Source organism: Frankia sp. RB5 (assembly GCF_059816245.1).
Genome location: NZ_JCBATA010000004.1, coordinates 106,074 through 130,589 on the forward strand (window position 1 = coordinate 106,074; position 24,516 = coordinate 130,589).

The window sequence follows — 24,516 nt, forward strand, 5'->3', positions numbered from 1 at the left end:
CGGCCGTCGTGGTCGCGGCCACCGGGGACTTTCCCGGCGATCCCCCCATGCTCCGGGAGCCGACGGGCCAGACTGATGATCGTGCCGGTCAGCGCATCCGACGCCCTCGCCGACGTCGTCGTGCGAGCCTTCGCCGTGCTGCGGGTGCTCGGGATCGTCACGACCGCGCTGCACCTGATCGTGTGGCGCTCCTGGTACGGCGGGCACCCGGTGGCGCTGGCCGGGGGGCTGCTCGTCGAGGTGTGGGGGCTGGCCTACATCCTCCTGAGCACGCGCCGCGGGCTCGGCACCCGGCTGGTGCTCGCCAACGTGGCGGTCGGCGCCGCGGCGGCGGTCGCCGCCGGGGTGCTCCTGCCGCCGGTGTCCGTCGGCACGCCGGGAACCTGGGTCTTCCTCGGCTGTGCGCACGCGGCGCTCGTCGCCGGCTGCCGGACCGGCCGGCGCCTGTTCGCCCTGGTGCTCGCCACCCTTGAGGCCGCCCTGCTCGTCGGCGTCGCATGCGCCGACCGGCTCGCCGCCGCGCTGCCCGGCCCGGCCACCGCCACCGCCACTGCCGCGGCGCTGCCCGGCCACCCCGCCGCCACCGCTGCCGGCGGCACCTACGCCCCCACCGCGACGAGCACCGCGGCCGCCGTCTCGTCCGCGGTCGAGCGGGCCGCGGCCGATCCCGGTGGCGGCTACCGGCGGGCCGCGGTGTCGATCATGCTGATCGTCATGCTGACGGCACTGATCCGGTTCGGTGTCGGCCGGCTGTGGACGATCGCGCAGGACGCGGACACCCGACTGCGCGCCGCCGCCGACCATCTGAGCGCCGAGGCGATCGCGGTCGCCCGGGCCCGCGCCGAGCGGGAGCGGGAGCGGGTCCTGCACGACACGGCGCTCAACACCCTCGCCGGCATCGCCTGGGGCGGCGGCGACGACCTGGAGCTGACCCGCGGCCAGGCCGCGGACGCGATCGCCGCCGTGGACCGGCTGCTGCGCGGGCCGGCCGGCGACGTCGGCGACCTCGACACCCGCCTGGACGCCGTCGTGGCCGCCGCCCGCCGACGCGGGCTGCGCGTCGAGCTGGGCCGCACCGGCGCGATCGGCCTGGCACCCGGCGCCCCGCCGCGGCCATCGTCCCTGCCCGGCCCCCTGTGGGCGGTCCTGGGGCCGGCCGACCCCGGCCCGGCGCCCTCGGGCGAGGCGGCGGGGGAGACGGGCCGGGCGGCGCCGCCCCGGGAGGCCGTCGACGCGCTGGCCGCGGCGGTCGCCGAGCTGCTGTCCAATGTCCGGCGGCACGCCGGCACCGACGAGGCGTGGGTGACGGTCCACCGCACGCCGTCCGCGGTCGGTATCGAGGTGCGCGACGAGGGCTGCGGCTTCGACCCGGCGGCCGTCCCCGCCGACCGGCTCGGGCTGAGCCGCTCCGTCCTGGCGCGGGTCGCCGATGCCGGCGGCCGGGCCCGGGTGGACGCGATGCCCGGCCGGGGCACCCGGGTGCTGCTCACCTGGGCCGTCCCGGTGCCCGCCGGCCAGACGCCGGCCGGAGCGGTTCCCGCCGGCGCCTGGCGCCGCCGATCCGAGCCGCTGGCCCGGCCGATCTGGCCCGCCTGGTCGACCTGGCCCGCCGGCCTCGCCCGACCCGGCCCGTCTGCGCTGCCCGCCCGGCCCGCCCTGCCTGCCCGGCTTGGCTGGCTCACGCGGCCTGCCAGGCTCGCCCGGCGGATGCACCTCGGCCCGCCGGTCCGGGCACTGCGCCGCGCGCTGATCCGCGTCGACGGCCCGGCGGCCGCGCCCGGTCCGCGGTCGGCGGCGCAGTTGCGCGACGCCTACACCGCGGGCCTGCGCCGGGCCGTCGCCACCGCGGTGCTGGCCTGGTATCCGTGCACCCTGCCGGTGCTGTTCGTGCTGCCCGCCGGTCGGTATCCACGCCCGGCGGTGCTCGGGCTGTGGTGCGCGCTGGGGGTGTGCGTCCTCGTCGTCACCCGGCGGGTCCGGCGCCGCCCGGCGACCAGGCTGGACGCGCTTGGCCTGGTGGCCGTCGCGCTGGTGGTCACGGTGGCCACGGCCGCCCTGGTCGGCGTCTCCCGCCCTGACGGCAGCCGGCTCGCGATCTGGCCGGTGCTGATCCTGCCGCTGCTGCTCATGCAGGTGACGGTGGCGCGTCCCCGCAGGGAGCGGATCATCGCACTGGTCGCGACGACCGGCACCCTCACCGCGATCGCCTGCGCCGACGGCGTTCCCGGCCCGCTGCCGGCGACCCAGCTCGTGGCGGTGCTCAACGCCCTGGCGTCACTGCAGATCGTGGCGGCGATGGGCGGCCCGGTGCTGCTGCGGTCCGCGGACGCGGCGGCGCGGGCGATCGACTCCGAGGCGCGGCTCGCGGCCCGCCAGGAGGCCGAGCTGCGCATCCGGATGGACCGGGCCCGGGCGCTCGGCATGATCCGGCGGGAGGTGCTGCCGCTGCTCACGGCGCTGCGCGACGGCCTGGTCGACCCGCGCGACCCCGCCGTGCGGGCCCGCTGCCGCCGCGACGCCGGGACGATCCGGCGCACCCTGGTCACCAGCCAGACGGCGACCCTCGGCGAACTCGCGCCCGCACTGTTCGAGGCCGAGACCCGGGACCTGCGGGTCGACGTCCAGGTGTCCGGTGACCTGCGGGCGGTCCCGGACGAGGTGCGGGCGGAGCTCGCCTGGCTGCTGCCGCGGGCGCTGCGGTCGCTGTCGGACGGGCGCGCGCTGCTGACCCTGATCTGCACGCCCGCCGCGGGCAGCCTCACGCTGACCGTTCCCGGCACGTCGCTTCCCCCGGACTGGACCGGCATGACCACCGCGGGGGGCGGGGAAGCCCGACCGGACCGGGCCCGACTCGCCGCCGTGGCGGTCCGCGCCGACGCGGATGACGGCCAGCTGTGCCTGGACCTGCACTGGCCCGCGGGCGGTGGTCTGCTCGGCCGGGCTTCGGCCGGCCACACCCGCTCCCGGCCCGCCTGACCTCATCCCGGGCGCGGCATCCCCGCTCCTTGCTCTCGGCGTACGTGACGGTGATCAGGCCTGACCTCATCCTCAGGGCGCGGCATTCCTTCCCCGGGGCCAGGAAGGCAGGCCCTCCGGAAGGGGCGCACAGCGTCGCCGGAGGCCCTGAACGGGGGCGTGGCGGTGCGGTCGGGAGGCCGCGGGCGACGTCCAGGCCACGAAGCGGACGGACAGAGCACGGACACCGGCAGGTGAATGCGGCGATTTCCGGCTGTGGACGGGGACAATCAGGCCCCATGAGGTTCAGCGTGGAACGCGACGTGCTCGCCGACGCGACCGGCTGGGCCGCCCGGCACCTGCCCAGCCGCCCGGGACAGACCCCGACCGTGCTGACGGGCCTGCTGCTCGAGGCGTCCGCCGGCGCGCCGGCCACCGCCGGGCTCGTCGTCTGCGCCTTCGACACGGAGGTCGCCGTGCGCGCGCCGGTCGCCGCCGAGGTGGCCGAGCCCGGCCGGGTGCTGGTGCCCGGTCGGCTGCTCGCCGACATCGTCCGCAGCCTGTCCGCGACGGTCGTCGAGGTCGAGGTCGACGGGGAGCGGCTGGTGCTGCGCTGCGGCAGCGTGCGCTTCACCGTCCCGCTGATGGATCCCGCGGACTATCCCGAGCTGCCCCGCTTCCCCGCCCCGATCGGCGAGGTCGACACGCTTGGCTTCGCCGCGGCCGTCGGCCAGGTGGCGCCCGCGGCGGGCCGGGACGAGACGGTGCCGGTGCTGACGGCGATCCGCCTGGAGATCACCGGGCGCGGGCTCACCCTCGCCGCCACCGACCGCTACCGGCTCGCGGTGCGCGGCATCCCCTGGCAGCCGACCGTCGAGGACCCCTGGGCGCTGGCCCACGTCCCCGCCAGGGTGCTCGCCGAGGTCGCGCGCACGCCCACCCCGGCATCGCGGATCGTCGTCGGCCTGGACGTCGCCGATCCGGCCGGTGCCCGGCTGGGGCTCGCCGCCGCCGGGCGGCAGACCATCGTCCGGCTCATCGACGGCACCTTCCCGAACTACCGCAAGCTGCTGCCCGACACGGCCGCGTACACGGTGACGGCGTCGACGGCGGCGCTGGCCGCGGCGGTCCGCCGGGTCGCCGTGGTCGCCACCCGCACCGCGCCGCTGCGCTTCACCCTGAGCACCGACCAGATCGTCGCCGAGGCGGGGGACGGCGGCGGCGCCCAGGCCAGCGAGACCATCCCCGTCGAGTACGCCGGGCCCGAGCTGTCGGTGCTGTTCAACCCCCAGTACCTGCTCGACGGGCTCGGCGCGGTGGAGGACGACGAGGCGACGATCGGCTTCGTCGCCGCCGACCCGGGTGAGGCGTCGGCGCGCCCGGCGGTGCTGACCGGCAAGGACAGCGGCGCGCGCGGGCGCGACGGCCGGCCCGCGGACGGGGGTGCCTTCCGCTACCTGCTGATGCCGATCCGGACCGATCCGTCCGCCTGAGCCGCCTGAGCCGGCGGGCCGGCCGGCTCAGGCGGGCGCGGGTCAGGGGGCCGCGGCGGGCGTGGTCGGAGACAGCGACATGGTGCCCGCGCCCGGGCTGGGAGCGGTGGACGACGTCCCGTCCGAGCCGTTCGCCGGGATGGTGAGTGGGCCGTCCTTCGAGACGTCCGGGGTGCCGCCGGCCGCGCCCGACTCGGGTGCGGTCGGGGAGTCCCAGGTCGCGCCCTCGATGCTCGGGTTGGCGTGCTTGGCGACGAAGTCGCTGATCACGTCGGCGGAGACGGTGGAGCAGCGCTGGGTGCGGTCCCAGGCGGTGAGGACGAAGTGCTTGCCGTCCGGGAAGGCGCCGCGGGTCCACGGCACGCCGATGAACCGCGGCCCGGCGTCGGCGGCGATCGAGCGCAGCTTCTCCACCTGGGCGGCGGGCAGGCTCTTGTCGTACCAGCCGACGACGAAGCCGTGTTCGAGGTTGTGCACGGCGCGCTCGACCGGGATGCCGGAGGCCGGGTTGTAGAACGGGATGCCGTCGGGCAGCGGATCGGGGTTGTGGCTGCCGGAGGACGGCGGCGAGACCTTGTAGTCCACCGTCGTGCTGACGTGCGACGAGCCCTTCGAGGCGTCGTTCACCGTCCCGGTGCAGCCCGCGGCGGTCGCCGCCGACGAGGCGGCGGCGACGTAGCCGACCTCGCGGGTCTTGTTCTTCGCATGGGAGTCGGCGACCGTGTAGAGCACGATCCCGAGCAGCAGGGCGACCGCGGCGAATCCCGACGTGCCATAGATGAGCAGCGCGCGGCGACGTTCCTTGCGCTTCTGGTCGCGGCGCAGCTGTTCGAGCCGGGCGTTGCGTTCGACGCTCTTCTTCCCCACGGGGGCTGATCCTACGAAGTGTCGAACCACTTCTCACGGGCAGGCGGCGTCCGACCCGCCGGTGGGCACCCGGAACGGCCATCCCGGGTGCCCAGCGTCATCGTCATACCGGCCCGCATCGTCGAGTAACCGTTCGTAACGGACGTCGGGTGCCCGGGCGAGCGAGGTGGATGTCACCCGGCCATCGCGCCCGTCGGGTCCGCGTCGACCGCACCGTGCTCGCCCGAGGCCGTGTCGGCGGGCCCTGAGCTGTCCGGCCGGTTCTGATCAGCGGTGCAGCAGGAACTCGCCGGGCTCGCGCGGGGGGCGGGGGGCGGCGGGGGCCGCGGCGTGACCGACGCCGACGGCGCCCATCGGTACCCAGCTCTCCGGCAGGTCCAGGACCTGGGTGACCACCTCGGCGCAGAACAACGTCGAGGACACCCAGCAGGAGCCGAGCCCCTCGGTGGCGAGCGCGACGAGCAGGTTCTGCACCCCGGCGCCGACGGCGACGGTGAACATCCGCTCCTCGGCGCGGGCGCGGCGCGCGTCGGGGTAGGGATGCGCGCCGTCCAGCACCATGATCGGGACGATGAGCAGCGGGGCGCGGCGCAGCACGTCGCCGCGGCGCAGCCGGCGTTCGATCGCGGCCTCGTCGAAGCCGTCGCGGCGCAGGTCCTCGGCCCAGGCCTCGGCCATCGCGGCGAGCAGGTCGGCGCGCCGCCGCTCGACGAGCACGAACCGCCACGGCGTGGTGTGGTGCGGCGCCGGCGCGGTCAGCGCGGCGCCGACCGCCCGCTCGACGGCCGCCGGGTCGACCGGCTCCGGGCCGAACTCGCGCACGGTGCGCCGTTCGGTCAGCGCCGCGCGGCGGGCCTCCAGGGTGCCGAGCCGGAACAGGTCCTCGTCGCTGGGGCGCACCAGCGCGCGGGCGCCGCGGCCGTCGTCGGCCAGTCGGCGGTAGCCGCGCACCACCGCCACCGGGATGGCGCCGAGCTTGCCCTTGACCAGGTCGGCCGCGGCGGCGAGCTCGTCGGCCTCGGCGACCTCGGTCATGCCGAGCTCATTGCCGTAGCCGTCGACGTCGCCGATGTGGCTGCGCAGCGCCGCCATGCCGGCGACGCCGATCGCGAGGTCCGTCAGGCCGCGCCGCCACGGCCGCCCGGCCGTGTCGGTGACGACCACCGCCACGTCGACGCCGAGCCGGGCCGCGACGCCGGCCCGCAGCGCCGCCGCGCTCGCGTCGGGATCCACCGGGAGCAGCGCCAGCGTGTCCTTGGCGATGTTGGACGCGTCCACCCCGGCGCTGGCCATGACCAGCCCGTGCCGGGTCTCGACGATCCGGGTCGGCCCGCGGCTCGCCACCACCCGCACGGTCTCGGCGTCGATCGCCGTCGCCCGCGCGGCCTCCCGCTCCCGCTGGCCACCGGTGACGGTGACGAGCCGGCCCTCCGCCTTCGACATGATCTTCGAGGTGACGACGAGGACGTCGCCGTCGGCGAGCGGGCGGCCCGAGGCCGCCACCGCATCGGCGACCGCCGCGGCGAGGTCGTCGCCCGGGCGGATCTCGCCGATGCCGCCGAGCCCGAACACCTCCAGCGCGCCGCTCGGCGGCTGTGGCTCAGACACCGGCCAGCTCCAGCGCGGCGCGTACGATCGCCGCGGTCGCGTCCAGATCGGTCATCAGCAGCGGCCGCGCCACCACGGTCGCGCCCGGCACGGCGGCGCCCGCGTCCACGGTGTCCACCAGCCAGCCGTCCAGCAGCCCGCCGTCGCCGGAGCGGCCGCCGTAGTGACGGCCGACGGCCTCGGCGGACGTCTCGACGCCGATCGCGGTCAGGCAGGCGTCCGCCATCCCGCGCACCGCGGCGCCGCCGATGATCGGGGAGACGCCCACGACCGGCGCCGGCGCGGCGGCCACCGCGTCGCGGATGCCGGGGACGGCGAGGATCGTGCCGATCGACACCACCGGGTTCGACGGCGGGAACAGGATGACGTCCGCCTCGGCGAGGGCGTCGAGCACGCCCGGCGCGGGCTTCGCGGTCTCGGCCCGCAGCGGCACGATCGCCCGGGCCGGCACGGCCGCGCGCAGCCGCAGCCACCACTCCTGGAAGTGCACCGCGCGCTGGCCCTCGTCGTCGTCGAGGACGACGTGGGTCTCGACCCGTTCGTCGGTCATCGGCAGCAGCCGCACCCCGGGCCGCCACCGCTCGCACAGCGCCCGCACGACGTCGGACAGCGGGTAGCCGGCGTCGAGCATCTGGGTGCGGACGAGATGGGTGGCGAGGTCGCGGTCACCGAGGCCGAACCAGGACGGGCCGACGCCGTAGGCGGCGAGCTCCTCGGCGACGACGAACGTCTCGTCCTCGCGGCCCCAGCCGCGCTCGGCGGAGATGCCGCCGCCGAGGGTGTACATCACCGTGTCGAGGTCGGGGCAGATGCGCAGGCCGTGCAGCGTGATGTCGTCGCCGGTGTTACCGATCACCGTCACGTCGGCGTCGGGCAGGGCGGCGCGCACACCGCGCAGGAAGCGGGCGCCACCGATCCCGCCGGCCAGGGCTGTCACTCTCACAACCCGTGATCCTCGCACCGGACGCCGGCCGGTGACCCGCGGGCCTGGCCGCGCGGGATGGGGCCCGCGTGACCAGCACTGGCGGTCGAGGCCGGCGTCGATATTGATCATGAATGGTCGATCTCGGTCGGCGCGCGTCTGATCGCTGCGCCAGAACGCGGCCACGACCCGCGGCGCGACGACACCCACGAAGATCACAACCAGAGGCGCGGCCCGGAGGGCTGGGCTGGTGCGGCCCCGTCAGTCGAGGCGGGGGCGGGCGAACAGCGGGGCCACCCAGCCGGTGAACTCCGGGCGGGCAGGCAGGGCCGTGTCCTTGCAGAACGCGGCGAGCAGGAAGTGCACGAGGTGGCTGGTCGGCCGGGTGGGCGCCGGGTTGGCCAGGCCGCCCTCGATGGTGGCGACGACCGCGTCGGCGGCGAGCGCGCGGTCCGTCTCGGGCACGAAGTCGTGCACCGCGGCGAGGGCGAGGCCGTGCAGCCACTTGTGCAGCCGCTCGTGGTACTCCATCACCGGCTCGGCGTGCGGGGCCCGCTCGGCGACGCAGGGGTGCAGCGTGCGGCGGCGCTCGACCGAGTCGAGGGCGAGGAACAGCTTCTCCGCCGGGTCGCCGGACAGCCCGGCGATCCGCTCGACCTCGACGTCGAGCAGGCGGTTGAGCACCGCGGCGAAGGCGTGGTCCTTCGACCGGAAGTACCAGTAGACGCTGCCTGGCTCGATGCCGGCGGAGCGGGCGATCTCGGCGATGGAGGTGCCGGCGAAGCCGCGGGCCAGGAACTGCTCCTCGGCCACGGCGAGCAACGCGTCGATCCGCTCCTCGCGGGGAACGTCCTGGCGATTTCGTGGCACCTGATCAGGGTAGCGACTTCGGCTCGCACACAGGAGGGATTCGTTCGGCGGCACACCTGACGGCGCTGCGATACCCAGCCGGAAGCCGGCCATGCCGCATTGGGAAGCTCTGTGGCGAGGATCACTCGCAGGTCGGTTCCGGCGGCGGTGGACGGCCTGCCGGTCGAGGGTTCGGCCAGGTCGGTGGCCCTGTCGGAGGGTGCGAACCGGGGTGAGCGGGGCCTCGTCCGGGGACGACCAGCTACGTCGTCCGGCCCCGGACGGTCGGGCGAGAGGGGGGCTGTGTCGTCCATCACGCGGTATCTCTTGATTCCGATTAGAGAGAGCTGTGTGATGAACCTGAGCTCTCCATGTCGCTGGAAGGACCGTCATGTCCGAGATCAGGACCACCAAGAGCCTCGAAGCCCTGTCCGCGTCCCTCAACCGCGCGCTCGCGGGTGCGCGTGCCCCTCAGGTGGCCGCCGCCCGCCGGGCCCAGATGCGGCAGGCCGCCGCGTCGCCGGCCTCGGGCGCGGCTGGCGAGCCGCACCGGCGCGCCCACGCCGTCACCGACGTCCTCGCCGCCCGCTCCCGGACGAACATGCTCATCGGCACCCTGGATCGCCTGCGCCACCCGACCGCAGGCCGCCGCGCCGGACGGTCGAAGCCCTGACCCGACCGTGACCGGGCCGCCGCCGTCCCTCGGCGGCGGCGGCCCGGCCTCACCCTGGCCCACCCGGGCCACCCGCGGGCCCGGCCGCGGCGGATGCGCGACCGGCGCGGACGCCCGCGGAATCCCGGCCCGCTGTGATGTCGTTTCCCTTTCACGATCCGTGCCCCTTCGACACCGGCGGCGGTGGGACGGGCTCGCCGCCTCACCGGGCGGCGTCCGGTTCCGCCGCGCCGGACGACGATCAGGAACCGAGGAAGCCATGACGAACACGGCGGCGAGATCCGACTGCGTGGACGGGCCGCCGGCCCCGTCGGCGATGCGGCGCGCGCTGCGCCGGGCGCGCGACGGAGCCACCCTCGACCCGGTCGAGGCCGCCGTGCTGCTCGCCGCCCGCGGTGACGATCTCGCCGACCTGTGCGCCTCGGCCGCCCGGGTCCGCGACGCGGGCCTGGCCTCCCTCGGCCGCCCGGGGGTCGTCACCTACTCGCCGAAGGTCTTCATCCCGCTGACCCGGCTGTGCCGGGACCGCTGCCACTACTGCACGTTCGCCACCGTGCCGCACCGGCTGCCGGCGCCCTACCTGAGCCTCGACGAGGTGATCGAGACGGCCCGAGCGGGCGCCGCCGCCGGCTGCGCCGAGGCCCTGTTCACCCTGGGCGACCGTCCCGAGGAGCGCTGGCCCGCGGCCCGGGAGTGGCTCGACGCCCACGGCTACGACTCGACCCTGGGCTACCTGCGCGCCGCCGCCATCGCCGTGCTGGAGGAGACGGGCCTGCTGCCGCACCTCAACCCCGGGGTGCTCGGCTGGGCCGAGCTCGCCCGGCTCAAGCCGGTCGCGCCGTCCATGGGCATGATGCTGGAGACCACGGCGACCCGGCTGTGGTCCACGCCCGGCGGCCCGCACTACGGTTCCCCGGACAAGGAGCCGGCGGTCCGGCTGCGCACGCTCACCGACGCGGGGCGGCTGTCGATCCCGTTCACCACCGGCCTGCTGCTCGGCATCGGCGAGACCCGTGCCGAGCGGGCTGAGACGATCTTCGAGCTGCGCGGGCTGGCCCGCCGGTACGGCTCGATCCAGGAAGTGATCGTCCAGAACTTCCGGGCCAAGGACGACACCGCGATGCGCGGCGAGCCCGACGTGGGTGCCGAGGAGCTCGCCGCGGCCGTCGCGGTCGCCCGGCTGGTGCTGGGCCCGACAATGCGGGTGCAGGCGCCGCCGAACCTCGTCGACATCGCCGAGTGCGCCCTGTTGCTGTCCGCGGGCATCGACGACTGGGGTGGCGTCTCGCCGGTCACCCCGGACCACGTCAACCCCGAGCGGCCCTGGCCGGACCTGGACGTGCTGCGTGAGGTGACGGCGGCGGCCGGCCTCACCCTGCGCCCGCGGCTCACCGTCTACCCGTCGCACCTGGACGAGCCGTGGCTCGACCCGCGCGTCGCCGGGCACGTGCGGGCGCTGGCCGGCCCGGACGGCCTGCTCGCGCCGGACGCCCGGCCCGTCGGGAGGCCCTGGCAGGAACCCGACGGCGGCCTCGCCGACACGGGCCGCGTCGACCTGCACACCGCGGTGGACACGGTCGGCCGGCACAGCGAGACCCGCGCCGACTTCGACACCGTCTACGGCGATTGGGAGTCGCTGCGCGCGCAGGTCAGCGCCGCCGGCACCGGCGCGGACGGCGTCGTGGGCACCGGCCGTCGAGCCCCCGCGGTGGCCGGATCGGCCGCGCCGGCGGCGGTGACGCCGGGCGGCGAGCCGGCGGTGGGGGGCGCTGGGCGAGGGGCGCCGGAGCGGGGGGACGCCGACGTGGTGGCGGCGCTGCGGCACGCCACCCGCGATCCGGCGGGGATCAGCGACGCGGAGGCGCTGACGCTGTTCGGCGCCTCCGGGGCCGCGCTGGAGGAGCTGTGCGGGCTCGCCGACGGGCTGCGTCACGACGCCGTCGGCGACGACGTCACCTACGTCGTCAACCGCAACATCAACTTCACCAACGTCTGCTACACCGGCTGCCGGTTCTGCGCGTTCGCGCAGCGCCGCGGGGACGCCGACGCCTACACCCTGTCGCTGTCCGAGATCGGCTCGCGGGCCGCCGAGGCCTGGTCGGTGGGGGCGACCGAGGTCTGCATGCAGGGCGGCATCCACCCGGACCTGCCGGGCACCGCGTACTTCGAGCTCGCCCGCGAGATCAAGCGGGCGGCGCCGGGCCTGCACCTGCACGCCTATTCGCCGATGGAGGTCCTCAACGGCGTCACCCGGACCGGGATGAGCATCGAGGACTGGTTGGTCGCCGCGCGCGAGGCGGGTGTCGACTCGGTGCCCGGCACCGCCGCGGAGATCCTCGACGACGAGGTCCGCTGGGTGCTCACCAAGGGCAAGCTGCCGACGGCGAGCTGGGTCGAGGTGATCAGCACCGCGCACCGGGTGGGCCTGCGCTCGACCGCCACGATGATGTACGGCCACGTCGACACCCCCGCGCACTGGGTGGCCCACCTGCGGCTGCTGCGCGGGATCCAGGAGCGTACCGGAGGGTTCACCGAGTTCGTCCCGTTGCCGTTCGTGCACCACAGCTCGCCGATCTACCTGGCCGGCGTCGCCCGTCCGGGCCCCACCGTCCAGGAGAACCGGGCGGTGCACGCGATGGCCCGCATCCTGCTGCACGGGGCGATCGACAACATCCAGTGCTCGTGGGTCAAGCTCGGCGTCGACGGCTGCCGGCAGGTGCTCGCCGGCGGGGTGAACGACATCGGCGGCACGCTGATGGAGGAGACGATCAGCCGGATGGCCGGGTCCCAGCACGGGTCGCGGCGCTCGGTGGCCGAGTTGGAGGAGGTGGCCGCGGCGGCGGGTCGTCCCGCTCGGCAACGGACCACGACCTATGGCCCGGTCCCGGACGAGCGGTTTCGCGCTGCCCGAGGAGGAACCGTCCGGACCGTGCTGCCGGTGGTGTCCTGACACCCGCCAAGTCGACGACATCAGAAACTACTCTAAGTAGCTGTACGGTTCGGGCTGGTGGGATGTGGTGTCCGTTAGGAGGGGAATAAGTGGCTTGTCTGTCGGCAAGCCTGCCCGTTTAGGCCTTTATGTCCGCTGCGTCGGGGCGGCATAATGCGGTCATCGTCGCCGCGCCGATTGCACACAGTTACCGATCGGAAGGTTGTCTAGACCCTCGGCGATGGTGTGCAGTGACTGTGAGCTATGGTCTCATCGCTGGTTGTAGAAGATGTTGCGCTGGTGGGGTTGACGCGACCGAGTCTGGAGCGTGTAATTACCGGCGTGTCATTCCCCTCGCTGGCGGGGTTCGTGCGGTAGTGCGACGCCTGACCGGTGTGGAACCAGTCACCTGCGCGCCGGCGCCCAGGGGGTGGCCGACCGCACCGCGACGGGTCTGGAGGAGTCCCCATGGAGCACACCGACGCGGGCGTCCACACCGTCCTCGCGGACGTCGAGCGTCCCGCTGAGCATGACCCGTTCGGTGACCACTCCGAGCGGGTGCTCACCGAACGGCCCACCCAGGCCACACCGAACCCGGTGCTGCCGCGGCCGTCGGCGCCCGCCGTCGACGTCCCGCCGGCCCGCTCCGGCTCCCCCGAGCGGATCCTCGGGGCCGCCGCCTTCGCCCCCGGGCCGCGGGCGGCGGAGGCAGGTCTGCTCGCCCGGCCGAACGTGCCCGCGCACGCGCCCGTCGACGATACCGCCGACGACCCGGCCGATGATGATGTCGATCCCGCCGGCCTCGCCGACGACCTGGTCGACGATCCGCAGGCCGCCGAGGAGGACAACCTCGCCGCGGTCATCGACCTCGGTTTCGGTGACCTGCTCGGCGAGGCGATGGAGTGGCAGGAGCGCGCGCTGTGCGCGCAGACCGACCCGGAGGCGTTCTTCCCGGAGAAGGGCGGCTCCACCCGGGAGGCCAAGCGCATCTGTTCCGGCTGCGAGGTCCGCGCCGAGTGCCTGGAATACGCCCTGGAGAACGACGAGCGGTTCGGGATCTGGGGCGGCATGTCCGAACGGGAGCGACGCAAACAGCGGCGCCGAGCCGTCTGATCCGGGACGGTGGGTGGCGTCCGACGGGGGGTGCAGGTCCCGGCGGCGCCGCGTGCCGTCCCGGGCGGGCCCGGTGCGGGCCCCGCGGCCGTGCGCCGCGTCGTCGCCGTGTGCGTGTGCCACGGCGGGTCCGAGGCGGGCGCTCGGCTGCGCGCCGCCGTGGCCGCCCAGGTCCTGCCGCCGGACCTGACGGTCGACCTGCGCGTCGTCGAGGTGCGCGTCGGTGAGCCCGCCGGCGGCGGGCCGTCCGGTGGCGCGGCATCCGAGGGTGCGGCCTCCGAGGGTGCGGCCTCCGTCGGCGAGGTGTCCGTCAGCGAGGTGTCCGTCGGCGAGGTGTCCGGCGGTGGGGCGCCGGTCGGCGGGCTGTCGGTCGGCGGGCGCTCGGTCGAGGCGGCGTTCGTCGGCGACGACCGGGTCGGCGAGCCTCCCGTTGGTGACGGCCCGGTGGGTGAGATCCACATCGGCGCGGCGTCGCGGTCAACGCCGGCGGGCGAGGGCTGCGCACCGGTCGAGACGGTGGATGTCCCGGCGAGCACCTCCCTCGGCGCCGCGCTCGCCATGGGCCTGGCCCGGGCCGGCGGTCCGCCACCCGGGACCGGGGGCTTCGTCTGGGTCCTCGACGACGCGGCGGTGCCGGACCCCGATGTCCTGCACACCCTGCTCGCCTACACGGTGCTCGATCCGGGGGCCGCCGTCGTCGGGCCCAAGCTGCGCACGCCCGCGGCGCCCTCACGCTCGCCGTCTCCGGCACCGCCTCGCTGGATCGTGGTCGAGGCCGGGGCGAGCGTCGACCGTTGCGGGCGGCGCCGTACCGGCGTCCGCCCAGGCGAGGTGGACCATGGTCAGCACGACGCGGTCCGCGACGTGCTGGCCGTCGCCTGCTCCGGCACGCTGGTGCGCTCGGCCGCCTGGTCGCTGCTCGGCGGCCCGGACCCCGACCTCGACGCCGCCCACGACATCGACCTCGGCTGGCGCGCGGCCCGTGCCGGTCTGCGCGTCGTCGTCGTCCCCACCGCTGCCATGACCGTCACGCGCACCCCGGCCTGGCCGGTGGCGCAGCGCGCCGCGGCGCTGCGGGTCCAGCTCGCGAACGTGAGCGGCCCCGCGGCGCTGCTGGCCGCGGTCGTCCTCGTGGCGGCGAGTGTTCCCCGGGCCGTGGCGGCGCTGCTGCGGGGCCGGGTCCGGGCGGCGCGGACCGAACTCACCCTGCCCTGGATGGTGCTGGGACGACCGCGCCGCCTGCTGCGCCTGCGCCGGCGCGCCGCACGGACCCGGGCTGTCTCCCAGCGTGCCGTCCGCGTGTTGTTCCCGTCCGCGCTGCCCGGCGGACGGCTGCGGGAACGTCCCGCCCGCCGGCGACGTGGCATCCCGGTCGGTGCGTCCGGGGCATGGCACGGTGTGGCACCGCGCGACCGGCTGGCGCCCACACCATCAGGAACGCCCGCGATCCCCGCCCCGCGATCCCCGGTCTCGGACCTGCCCACAGCGCGACCGTCCGACCCGCGATGGCCAGATCCGCGATGGCCCGACCAGGGACCGTCCGGCCCGCGTCCCTCCGGCGCGCGACCATCCGACGCGGGGCGTGCGCGGGACGTGAGTTCGGCGGGCGAGCGGGTGGCGTGGGCGCCGTGGGCGCTCGCCGCGGTGCTCGGTGTCGCCGGGGCCGTGGCGATGCGGGGGATGCCCACGGACGCGCTCGGTGCTGGGCTGCCGCTGCCCACGGGCGCCCGCGATCTGTGGTCGGCGGTCCTGTCGGGCCGACCGGCCGGCTCCGGTGGGCCCCTCGACGCCGCCGGGCCCACCCCACCCATGACCGCCCTGCTTGCCGCGCTCTCCACCGTGTTCGGCGGTCGGCCAGCCGCGGCGTGCTGGCTGCTGCTCGCCCTGGGACCCGCGCTCGCCGGCGCCGGGGCGTATCACGCGCTCGGTCGGCTCGCCGCCCTCGGCCGGCGTCCGCGGATGGCGCCACGCCTCGGTCTCGCCGCCGCGTATGGCCTGTGCCCGGTGCTGACCCAGGCCGCCGTGGCCGGTCGGGTCGACACGGTCGGGGCGCTGGCACTGCTGCCGATGGTGCTCGCCGCGGCGGCCGGCGTGCTCGGGGCCCGCCCGCGCGGTGGGCGGGTGGGCGCGCTCTGGCTGCTGGCCGTGACCCTGGTCGGGCTCGTCGCCTGTGCCCCGGTGCTGGCGCCGCTGGCCTGGCTCGGGCTGCCCGCCGCCGCTCTGCTCGTCAACCGGTCCCGGCTGCCCGACATGCTCGCGGCTGCGGCGGCGACGGTTGTCGCGCTGCTGCCCGTCCTGCCTGACGGGGTGGTGGCCGAGCCGCCCGTGGCGCTGCCACAGGTGCCGCGGACCGCGCTGGCTCTGCTCGCCGGCTCGGGGGAGCAGCCGACCTCCGCCATGGCCGGATTCCTCGCCGTCGCCGCCGCCTGCTGGCTGCTCGCCCGCCGCCGGGCGACCGCGTCCGCGCGGCGGGCCGCCCGGGCCGGCGGGGCGCTGATCGCGCTGGGCCTGTTCGCCGTGCTCCTCACCCCACGCCTGGCGCCCGGCGGCGGGCAGCGGGTCGCCGGCGCGCAGGGCTGGTGGGTCGGTCCCCAGTACGGCCTGGTCATCGCCGGCGCGCTGCTCGCCGCCGCGGCGGTCTGGCTGCCATCGGAGCGCGGGCCCGGCCGGGTGGGCCGCCTGACGGCGCTGCCGCTCGCCGCGCTCGTCGTCGCCGGGCCGGTCGCGCTGGGCGTCGATCGGGTCGCCGCCGGTTCCGCCTGGGTGGACCGCGCGTCCGGTGGGAGCCGCCCGCCGGTGGGCGCGGTCGCACCGGGCGGTGGCGGTTCGGCCGGCGGTCTCGACGGGCCCGGCGGCAGCTCCGGTGACGCCGGCCTCGAGGCCGCGCCGGATCTCGCCGGCCTCGCGGCGGGCAACGGTGTGTGGGACCCGGTGATCGCGCGGGGGATCCTCGCGGTGACCCGCACCGCGCCGCCCGGCTCGCGTGTCCTGCTGCTGGACCGGCCCGACCGGTCGGGCGCCATCCGGTACACGCTGGCCGCCGGCCACGGGCCGCGCTATCCGGCCAGCCTGGTCCGCCCGGCGTGGCCGGCGGCGCGGTTCCTCACCGCCGTCGTCGACGATCTCGCGGCCGGCGGCGACCGGGCCGCCGGGTGGTTGCCGTTGCTCGGCGTCACCGCGGTCGGCACACCTGCCGCACACCCGAACGCCGCCCTGGTCGACCGGCTCGACGCGACGCCGTCCCTGGTCCGGGAGCGCCCGCGGCCGGGACTGCTGGTCTGGCGTCCCGAGGGCGCCCCGAGCCCGGCCGTCACCCGCGGGCCGCGGCCATCGACGCCCGCTCTCGCGGCGTTCCCGGGGCTGGCGTCATCCGTGGGAGCGGCGTCGTCCGTGGGAGCGGCGTCGTCCGCGGTGGCGGTCGTCGACGTCGCCGACGCTCGTGACCTCCCCACCCGACCGTCGCTGCCGGCGGCACCGGCCTCCGCGCGGCCGCTGCCCGTGACCGGGCGGATCGTCCCGGTGGCCGCCGGGCGGGGCGGGCAGCGTGCCCTGGTCGTCGCGGTGCCCGCCGGCACCGGCTGGCATGCCTGGCTGGACGGGCGGCCGCTGCGGGCCTTCCGGGCGTGGGGCTGGGCCACCGGCTTTGACCTGCTCCGCGAGGGCGGTCAGCTGCGCCTGGCCCGGGACGATGCGGCGGCCCACCGCCTCGCGGCCGCGCAGGCCGTGGCGCTGGGCGCGCTGCTGGCCGGCGGGGTGCCGATCGGTCTACGCGCTCGGCGGCGCCGCCACGAGCTGGAGATCGCCCCCGCGGTCACCGCCCCCGCCGCCGGTCCCGCCCCTGCCGGTCCCGCTTTCGCCCCCGCCGGTCCCGCTCGTCTGGGCGCGGGCCGGCGGCCGGGGGCAGCCCGGCGCCGGGCTGCCGTCCGGGCGTTCGTGCCGCTGACGATCGTGGGGCTGGGTGGGGCGATCCTGCTGCAGGACGACCGCGGGCCGGCCGTGCCCGGCAGCGGACCACTCACGGCCGCCATGCTCGCCTGCCCGGATCTCGCGGTGACGCCGCCGGGGGCGCACGTCCCGCTGCTGCCCGGCCCCGCCGGCCTGGACGTGCGGACCGGGACCACGGCGGGTCGGGTCCAGGTGTCGTCCCGCGACGCAGAGCTGCGGACCACCCTCGGCAGCGGGCGGCTCGCCCTGGGATCGTCCGCTGGCGGCGCCGGTGCCGTGCTGCTGACCGGCCGGGACGACGCGGCCGCCGGATTGTCCGCCGTCGTCACCGCCGCCGGGGACGGTGCCGGGCCGGCCCGGGCGCGTTGCGTCCCGCCGGTGTCGCGCAGCTGGTTCGCCGGCCCGTCGACGGCGGCGGGCCGAGACCCCGTCCTCGTCCTGGCGAACATGGCGGACCAGCCCGCCCGGGCCAGCGTGCGCACGCTCGCGGACGGCCCGGCCGGGCCGCCAGTGGACATCACGGTGCCACCTGGTCGCACCGTCACCCGACGCCTCGCCGCGCTCGCCCCCGAGGCGGCCACGACGGCCCTCGACGTCCAGGTGCGGGCCGGCAGGATCGTCGCCTGGATGACGGACCGCTCCAGCAGCGGCGGGCCGTTCACGGCGCCGCGTCTCGTCCCGGCGACCGCGCCGCCGGGCCGCCGACTGCTGCTCGGCGGGGTGATCGTGCCGTCCGGGCCGCCCGCGCCGGCCGCGACGCTGGTGCTCGCCGCGCCCGGGACGGCGACGACGGTCCGTGTCAGCATCCTGACCGCATCCGGTCGCCGCACCCCGATCGATCTGGCCGACGTGCCCGTCCCCGCCGGCGGCGCCCTCGCGGTGCCGGTGCCGCTGCCGGCGGGCGCGGCCAGTGCCGTCCTCGTCGAGTCGACGGGGGCCGCGGCGCCGGTGTTCGCCGAGCTGGGCGTGGCCTCGGGCTGGCCCGGCGTATGGACCTGGGCGCCCGCGTCCCGGGTGGAGGCGCCGTCCGGCGGCCAGGCGCTCGACGCCTACGGTCGGGGCGTCGGTCGGCTCGCCACGGCCGGCCCCACCACCGGGCCGGGCACGGCCTCCGACGCCGTCGTCGCCGTCCCCCCGACGCCCGCGGGGGCGGTGGGAGCCGTTGTCCTCACCGCGCCGCTGGGTCCCGTCACGGCGCGGCTGGACGGCGTGCCGGTGCGGGTCGACGCCGGCTCGGTCCGCGTGATGGCGGCCCCGGTTGCCGGGCGCGGCGGGCGTCTCGTCGCCGAGGGCGGCCCGCTCGTCGCCACATCCATCCTCGGTGCCGGCCCAGCCGGTGCCGGGGCCTCGTCGGGTGCCCTTCGGGTGGTGCCGCGGGTGCTGTCCGCGGCCGTCCCACTGACCGGGGCGCCGAGCCTGGCCGAGCTGCCGGCCAGCGTCGCCGACCCCGCGCTCGCGTACCGCTGACCATCCGTGGGCGAGGACGTCTCGCGCCCGCGCTTCGGTGCACCGCGTGGGCACCCGGCTCCATCACGACGGCAGCCAGCCGTCATGCGCTCGCGGTCAGCCGCCTCGGCTGGCCAGGAAGGCGCGGCCGTTGCCGCGCACGGTCACGTTCGCCGGTGCCGTCACCAGCGCCGCTTCGCCGCGGCGGAGCGTGAGCGGGGCGGGCGCGGGATCGGCGGGCGCGGCCTCGATGGTCACCTCGCCGTCGACGGCGAGCAGCACGGTCGGGCGGCCCACCGGCACCGGGGCGCCGCCGGTGCAGAGCACCTCCGTGAGGGCGAAGTCCGCGACCGGGACGTCCCAGCCGCGGACCAGACCGCCGGGTCCGGCGGCGATCGTGCGCGGGGTGAGGACCGGCGCGCCGCTCGGTGTCGCGTCGATGACGCGCAACAGCTCGTCGACGTCGATGTGCTTGGGCGTCAGGCCGCCGCGCAGCACGTTGTCCGAGGTCGCCATGATCTCGATGCCCAGGCCCGCGACGTAGGCGTGCAGCATCCGGGCCGGCTGGAACAGCCCCTCGCCGGGTCGCAGCGTCACGTCGTTGAGCAGCAGGGCCGCCGCGACGCCGACATCGCCGGGGTGCGCCGCCGCGAGCAGACCCACCAGGTCCGCGGCCCGCGCCAGGTCGTCCTCGCCGCCGGGACCGCGCAGGCGCGACGCGGTGGTGACCAGTTCACGGACGAGCGCGGCGGCGGGGGCCGCGGGCATCGTCAGCAGGGCGCGCAGCACGCTCGCCGCGCCCGCGGCGGGATCGCGCGCCAGCGGCCGGAACGCCGCGTCGAGCGCCGCCAGACCGAACCCCGCCACGACGGCGAGCGTGCGGGCGGGGTCGCGGACGCCGGCGAGCGCCCGGAACGGCGTGAGCGCGACGATCAGCTCGGGCTTGTGGTTGCGGTCCCGGTAGCGGCGGCGCGGATCGCCGACGGGGATGCCCGCCGCCTCGTCCGCGTCGAAGCCGACGGCCGCCTGGCCAAGATCGGGATGCACCTGCAGCGACAGCGCCTTGTCCGCCGCGAGCACCTTCAGCAGGAACGGCAGCGGGCCGACGAGCTCGGCCGCCGGCCGCCGCGCGCCGTCCGCCTCGACGAGCGCCGGCGCCACCGGATGGGTGCCCAGCCACAGCTCGGCCACCGGACCGTCCGCGGCGGGCCGGCCGAGCAGGTCCGGGATCGCCGTTCGGGAGCCCCAGGCGTAGGCCTGCTCGGCGCCGTGCATCGCGAGCAGCCGGGCGGCGGCGGCCGGCCGCGACGCCAGGTCGGGGATGCCGGCACCGGGCGTCGGCGGCACACCTACGGGCTTCGGGGGCGTGGTGTTCCTGGTCACGATCTCCCTCGCAGTGGCGTGCGGTGGCGGGCGCCGCTGGCTGACCGGATCGGGCTAGTCCTCGTCGCCCCAGCCATGACCCTCCGGGTCGATCACCGCCGGGTCGACGCCCATCATCTCAGCCACCTCGTGGATGATCGCGTCCAGCACCAGCTCGGCGAGATCCTCGCTGTCGACCGCCCGCGCCTCGATCGGCCGGCGGTAGACGACGATCCGCCGCGGGGTGCCTGACCGGCCCTTTCCGGTGGCCGGCTGGTACCTGGCCAGCGGAATCTCCTCGTCGGTGACGGCCACCGGCGGCACGTCCTCGACGGCGAACTCGACCTCGGCGAGCTCCGCCGACCAGCGATGGTCGAGATGCTCGACCGCGTCCAGGACGAAGTCGTCGAAGCGGTCGCCCCGGGTCGCGTAGGCCGGCACGTCCGGGGGTAGTAGCAGGCCGCGCACGCCGCGGCCGCGCCGATCGCGGCGTCGGCGAGGCCGGATCGGCCGGGCCGCCGACGGGAACCGCTCGAGCTCCGTCACCCTGTGAGCGTAGCGTTCGTGGACGGGGCTCCGGCCGGCGTCCGGCGGGCGCGCGCACACTTCGGCACCTTCCGGGGTGAGCGCGGCCGCCGGACGCCGGACGACCGGCCCCGGCGGCCGGCCGGGCCCGCGGGTCCGGCCGCCTCGACCCCGCCGGCCGGGGAACTGGCCCGGATTCCCTCCCAGCCCGAGGAGGTTTCACGGTCTTGATGATCTCAATACCGCGCTGGACAAGGTCGTCGTGCACGAGATCGACTGCGCGGCGCGACGCATCGGTCGACAACGCGTGACGATTCAGCCTCGCGTCCCGCGACACGACGAGAGGTGGTGGCCGTCGCCCGTTCCGGGGGCTACCGTCCGGAACGTGAAGCCTCGGCGCTGCTCCCGCTCGGCCTGTTCCGCAGCCGCGGTTGCCACGCTCACGTACGCCTACGCCGAGTCGACGGCGGTGCTGGGCCCGCTGTCCCCGTACGTCGAGCCGCACTCGTACGACCTGTGCGGCACCCACGCCGATCGGCTCACCGTGCCGCTCGGCTGGGCGGTCGTCCGGCTCGAGGCCGAGGCGTCGCGTGAGGGTGGTCGTGAGGTGGCCGGGGACGACCTGGAGGCTTTGGCGGACGCCGTGCGCGAAGCCTCCCGGCGTGCCCCCGAAGCGCCTCGACGCGGTCCCGAACCACCCCATGGCGGTCCGCACGGGCCCCAGGGTGGCACGCCGCCGGGTGGCCGGCGCGGCCATCTGCGGGCGGTGCCCAGCCCGTCCTGACCATCGCGGCGGGCTCGTCGGGTCCCTGCCCGGCCGGTGGCGTGGCCGTCACCGGCGTGGCCGGGCGTGTGCCGTGGGTCGGGCGTGGGCTTCCGCGGGTGCGGTCCCGAAGACGTCGGACCCGGCGGATATGGTCGTCCCTGGCGACGGCGGCAGGCGCCGAGCGAGCCGGGAGCACCATTCACCCGGTGCCGGGGGACACCAGGAGAAGGGTGCGAAGCGCGATGCGTGACCTCTCGCGGATCTTCAAGGCGTACGACGTTCGTGGCGTCGTGCCGGCCGAGTTCGATGCCGACATCGCCCGGCAGACCGGCGCCGCCTTCGTGCGCCTGCTCGGCGCCGAGCGGATCGTGACCGCCCACGACATGCGGGAGTCGTCGATCCCACTGGCCGCCGCCTTCGCCGAGGGCGCGGCCGAGCAGGGCGCCGACGTCATCTGCGCCGGTCTCGGCTCCACCGACCTGCTCTACTTCGCCGCCGGCTCGCTCGACATCCCGGGCGCGATGTTCACCGCGTCGCACAACCCGGCGAAGTACAACGGCATCAAGCTCTGTCGGGCGGGCGCGGCCCCGATCGGGCAGGAGACCGGCCTCGCCGAGATCCGCGCGATGGTGGAACGCGGCGTCCCCGCCGGCCCCGGTCGGCTGGGCTCGATCACCGAGCGTGACCTTCTTGTCGACTATGTCCGCCACCTGCACACCCTGGTGGACCTGTCCGCCATCCGGCCGCTCACCGTCGCGGTCGACGCCGGCAACGGCATGGGCGGGCTGACCGTCCCCGCCGCGTTCGCCGGGCTGCCGCTGCGGGTCGTCCCGCTCTACTTCGAGCTCGACGGTTCGTTCCCCAACCACGAGGCGAACCCGATCGAGCCGGCGAACCTGCGCGACCTGCAGGCCGCGGTCCGCGAGTCCGGCGCCGACCTCGGCCTCGCCTTCGACGGCGACGCCGACCGGTGTTTCGTCGTCGACGAGCGTGGCGAGATCGTCTCCCCGTCGGTCATCACCGCGCTGGTCGCCGACCGCGAGCTCGGCCGCGAGCCCGGCGGGACCATCATCCACAACGTGATCGTCAGCAAGGCCGTGCCGGAGCTTGTCACCGAGCGTGGTGGCGTGCCGGTTCGGACCCGCGTCGGCCACTCGTTCATCAAGGCCGAGATGGCCCGCACCGGCGCCATCTTCGGCGGGGAGCACTCCGGCCACTTCTACTTCCGCGACTTCTGGCGCGCCGACTCCGGCATGCTGGCCGCCCTGCACGTCCTCGCGGCCCTCGGTGGCCAGCAGCGGCCGCTGTCCGAGCTGCTCGGCGGCTACGCCCGGTACAGCGCGTCCGGTGAGATCAACTCCGAGGTGGCGGACGCCGTCGCGGCGATGCAGGCGGTCGAGAAGTCGCAGGCCCCGCGCGCCACCACTGTCGATCAACTGGACGGCCTGACCATCACGTTCGCGGACGGATCGTGGTTCAATCTGCGCCCGTCCAACACCGAGCCGCTGCTCCGGCTGAACGTCGAGGGCCCCGACGACGCGACGATGCGCCGGCTGCGCGACGAGATTCTCGCGCAGGTCCGGAGCGGAAGGGAAGACTGATGAGCCTCGACCCGCTGCTGCTGGAGATCCTCGCCTGCCCGTGCAGCAAGCACGGCAAGCTGCGCCCCGACGAGCTGGACGGCGCCCCCGTGCTCGTCTGTCTCGCCTGCGACCTGGCCTTCCCCGTGCGTGACGACATCCCGGTCATGCTGCTCGACGAGGCCGTGCCGTTCTCCGACTCGTCGGCGTCCGCGCCCGCCTCGAGCTGACCGCGGCGTGTACCTCGACGAGGCGATTCTCGACGACCTCGCCCGGCTCGACGCCGGCCGCGCCGCGGCCCTGCTGCCGCACGTCGCCTCCGCGGGTCCGCAGGTCCGCCAGAGCGCCACGCTCGCCCAGGAGGCGGGCGTCGAGCGGCTCGCGGCGGACGGGCGACCGCGGGCGATCCTCGTCGTCGGGGTCGGTGGCTCGGCACTCGCCGCCGGCATCCTGGCGGCGGTCGCGAGCGCGACGGGCCCCGTGCCGATCATCGGCCACCACACCCACGGCCTGCCCGGCTGGGTCGGCGTCGCCGACGTCGTCCTCGCCGTGTCCGCGTCCGGCACCTCGGCGGAGACCCGCTCGGCGGTGGAGGAGGCAAACCGGCGCGGTGCCCGGGTCGCCGTCGTCACCCCGCCCGACACCCCGCTCGCGCACCTCGTGGCGCTCGGCGGGGGAGTGCTGGTCCCGCTGGCCGGGCAGCGCCCCGCCCGTGCCGCGCTGTGGTCGCTGGCGGTGCCGCTGCTGATCGCCGGGCGGGCGCTCGGTGTCGTCCGCGCCGGGGACGCGGCGATCGAGGCCGCGGCCACCCGGCTGGAGGACGTCGCCACCCGCTGCCGCACGTCGAGTGAGTCGTTCGTCAACCCGGCCAAGACCCTGGCCCTCGAGCTCGCGGGCACCCTGCCCGTCCTCTGGGGGACCTCCCAGGTGACCGCGGTCGCGGCCAGCCGGGCGGCCGCCCAGCTCGCGGCGACCGCGAAGTACCCCGCGCTGGTCGGATCGCTGCCGCATCCCGGTCACGATCAGATCGCGCTGCTGGACGGACCGTTCGGCGGTGGTCTGAAGGACGCCTCCGGCGGCGGGCGTGACGCCCTGGAGGACTTCTTCCGGGACCGCGAGGAGGACGAGGAGTCGGTCCGGCTGCGGCTGATCCTGCTGCGGGATCCGACCGCCGAGCGACCGGAGGTCGCCCGGCAGGCCGAGGCCGCCGTCGCAGTGGCGGCCGAGCGCGGCGTCGGCGTCACCGAACTGCGCGCCGAGGGGCAGGTCGCGCTGGAGCGGCTCGCCTCCCTGATCGGCCTGTTCGACTTCACCGCCGTCTACCTCGCGCTCGCCCTCGGAATCGATCCCGGCCAGACCCCGGCCGCCCACGACCTCGGCCGCTGACGGGGCTGCACGGGCCGTGATCCTCACGGTCGCCGTCCTGCACCCCGACCAGGAGGCCGAGCGTCGGGCGGACTTCCCGTAGGTGGGAAGCACGTGC

General features: G+C 76.3%; 16 protein-coding genes. 10 read left to right on the forward strand and 6 right to left on the reverse strand.

The genetic code is table 11. The features are described 5' to 3' along the window. Window positions 1-75: 75 nt before the first annotated feature. Complete coding sequence (locus AC6EXY_RS03260) at window positions 76-2,976, forward strand: ATP-binding protein (RefSeq protein WP_499816660.1); 2,901 nt, start codon at window positions 76-78, stop codon at window positions 2,974-2,976. Window positions 2,977-3,254: 278 nt separating this feature from the next. Further along, window positions 3,255-4,448 (forward strand): DNA polymerase III subunit beta, encoded by a 1,194-nt coding sequence (dnaN, locus tag AC6EXY_RS03265; RefSeq protein WP_101835491.1) that lies wholly within the window; start codon window positions 3,255-3,257, stop codon window positions 4,446-4,448. A gap of 42 nt (window positions 4,449-4,490) precedes the next feature. On the opposite strand, the gene AC6EXY_RS03270 is transcribed toward dnaN, so the two are convergent. The 4 genes from AC6EXY_RS03270 to AC6EXY_RS03285 form a co-directional block, all read right to left on the reverse strand. Further along, window positions 4,491-5,315 carry a thioredoxin-like domain-containing protein gene (locus AC6EXY_RS03270; RefSeq protein WP_101835489.1) on the reverse strand — a complete coding sequence of 275 codons (825 nt, stop codon included), beginning with the start codon at window positions 5,313-5,315 and terminating at the stop codon, window positions 4,491-4,493. 267 nt (window positions 5,316-5,582) lie between these two features. After that, a complete protein-coding gene (locus AC6EXY_RS03275; protein ID WP_243408078.1) occupies window positions 5,583-6,923 on the reverse strand; it encodes a coenzyme F420-0:L-glutamate ligase in 1,341 nt (446 codons plus the stop codon). Further along, window positions 6,916-7,866: a 2-phospho-L-lactate transferase gene (gene cofD, locus AC6EXY_RS03280; protein WP_499816661.1), complete on the reverse strand. Its 951-nt coding sequence runs from the start codon at window positions 7,864-7,866 to the stop codon at window positions 6,916-6,918. Before cofD ends, AC6EXY_RS03275 begins: the two co-directional genes overlap by 8 nt. Before the next feature lie 240 nt (window positions 7,867-8,106). Then, entirely contained in the window at window positions 8,107-8,715 is a 609-nt protein-coding gene (locus tag AC6EXY_RS03285; RefSeq protein WP_101835487.1) for a TetR/AcrR family transcriptional regulator, read from the reverse strand. 370 nt (window positions 8,716-9,085) lie between these two features. Between AC6EXY_RS03285 and AC6EXY_RS03290 the strand changes: the two genes are divergently transcribed. The 4 genes from AC6EXY_RS03290 to AC6EXY_RS03305 all read left to right on the forward strand — a co-directional run bounded on the left by AC6EXY_RS03290 (window position 9,086) and on the right by AC6EXY_RS03305 (window position 18,821). After that, window positions 9,086-9,367 carry a hypothetical protein gene (locus tag AC6EXY_RS03290; protein WP_101835485.1) on the forward strand — a complete coding sequence of 94 codons (282 nt, stop codon included), beginning with the start codon at window positions 9,086-9,088 and terminating at the stop codon, window positions 9,365-9,367. Between the two features lie 259 nt (window positions 9,368-9,626). Then, window positions 9,627-12,317, forward strand: a complete 2,691-nt coding sequence (locus AC6EXY_RS03295; RefSeq protein WP_101835483.1) for a bifunctional FO biosynthesis protein CofGH — start codon at window positions 9,627-9,629, stop codon at window positions 12,315-12,317. Window positions 12,318-12,764: 447 nt separating this feature from the next. Then, on the forward strand, window positions 12,765-13,409 hold the full coding sequence (locus AC6EXY_RS03300; protein ID WP_499816662.1) for a WhiB family transcriptional regulator: 645 nt from the start codon (window positions 12,765-12,767) through the stop codon (window positions 13,407-13,409). 30 nt (window positions 13,410-13,439) lie between these two features. Beyond that, on the forward strand, window positions 13,440-18,821 hold the full coding sequence (locus tag AC6EXY_RS03305) for a DUF5719 family protein (protein ID WP_499816663.1): 5,382 nt from the start codon (window positions 13,440-13,442) through the stop codon (window positions 18,819-18,821). Window positions 18,822-18,917: 96 nt separating this feature from the next. On the opposite strand, the gene manA is transcribed toward AC6EXY_RS03305, so the two are convergent. Both manA and AC6EXY_RS03315 read right to left on the reverse strand, forming a co-directional pair. Then, entirely contained in the window at window positions 18,918-20,183 is a 1,266-nt protein-coding gene (gene manA, locus AC6EXY_RS03310) for a mannose-6-phosphate isomerase, class I (protein ID WP_423748088.1), read from the reverse strand. Window positions 20,184-20,237: 54 nt separating this feature from the next. Then, a complete protein-coding gene (locus tag AC6EXY_RS03315) occupies window positions 20,238-20,708 on the reverse strand; it encodes a metallopeptidase family protein (protein WP_243407617.1) in 471 nt (156 codons plus the stop codon). 364 nt (window positions 20,709-21,072) lie between these two features. Between AC6EXY_RS03315 and AC6EXY_RS03320 the strand changes: the two genes are divergently transcribed. The 4 genes from AC6EXY_RS03320 to AC6EXY_RS03335 all read left to right on the forward strand — a co-directional run bounded on the left by AC6EXY_RS03320 (window position 21,073) and on the right by AC6EXY_RS03335 (window position 24,419). Further along, entirely contained in the window at window positions 21,073-21,471 is a 399-nt protein-coding gene (locus tag AC6EXY_RS03320; RefSeq protein ID WP_101832352.1) for a DUF3499 domain-containing protein, read from the forward strand. 224 nt (window positions 21,472-21,695) lie between these two features. Then, a complete protein-coding gene (locus AC6EXY_RS03325; protein ID WP_101832351.1) occupies window positions 21,696-23,054 on the forward strand; it encodes a phosphomannomutase/phosphoglucomutase in 1,359 nt (452 codons plus the stop codon). Further along, window positions 23,054-23,263 (forward strand): Trm112 family protein, encoded by a 210-nt coding sequence (locus AC6EXY_RS03330; protein ID WP_101832350.1) that lies wholly within the window; start codon window positions 23,054-23,056, stop codon window positions 23,261-23,263. Before AC6EXY_RS03325 ends, AC6EXY_RS03330 begins: the two co-directional genes overlap by 1 nt. 7 nt (window positions 23,264-23,270) lie before the next feature. Continuing rightward, window positions 23,271-24,419: an SIS domain-containing protein gene (locus AC6EXY_RS03335; RefSeq protein ID WP_101832349.1), complete on the forward strand. Its 1,149-nt coding sequence runs from the start codon at window positions 23,271-23,273 to the stop codon at window positions 24,417-24,419. The last annotated feature ends 97 nt before the right edge of the window (window positions 24,420-24,516 follow it).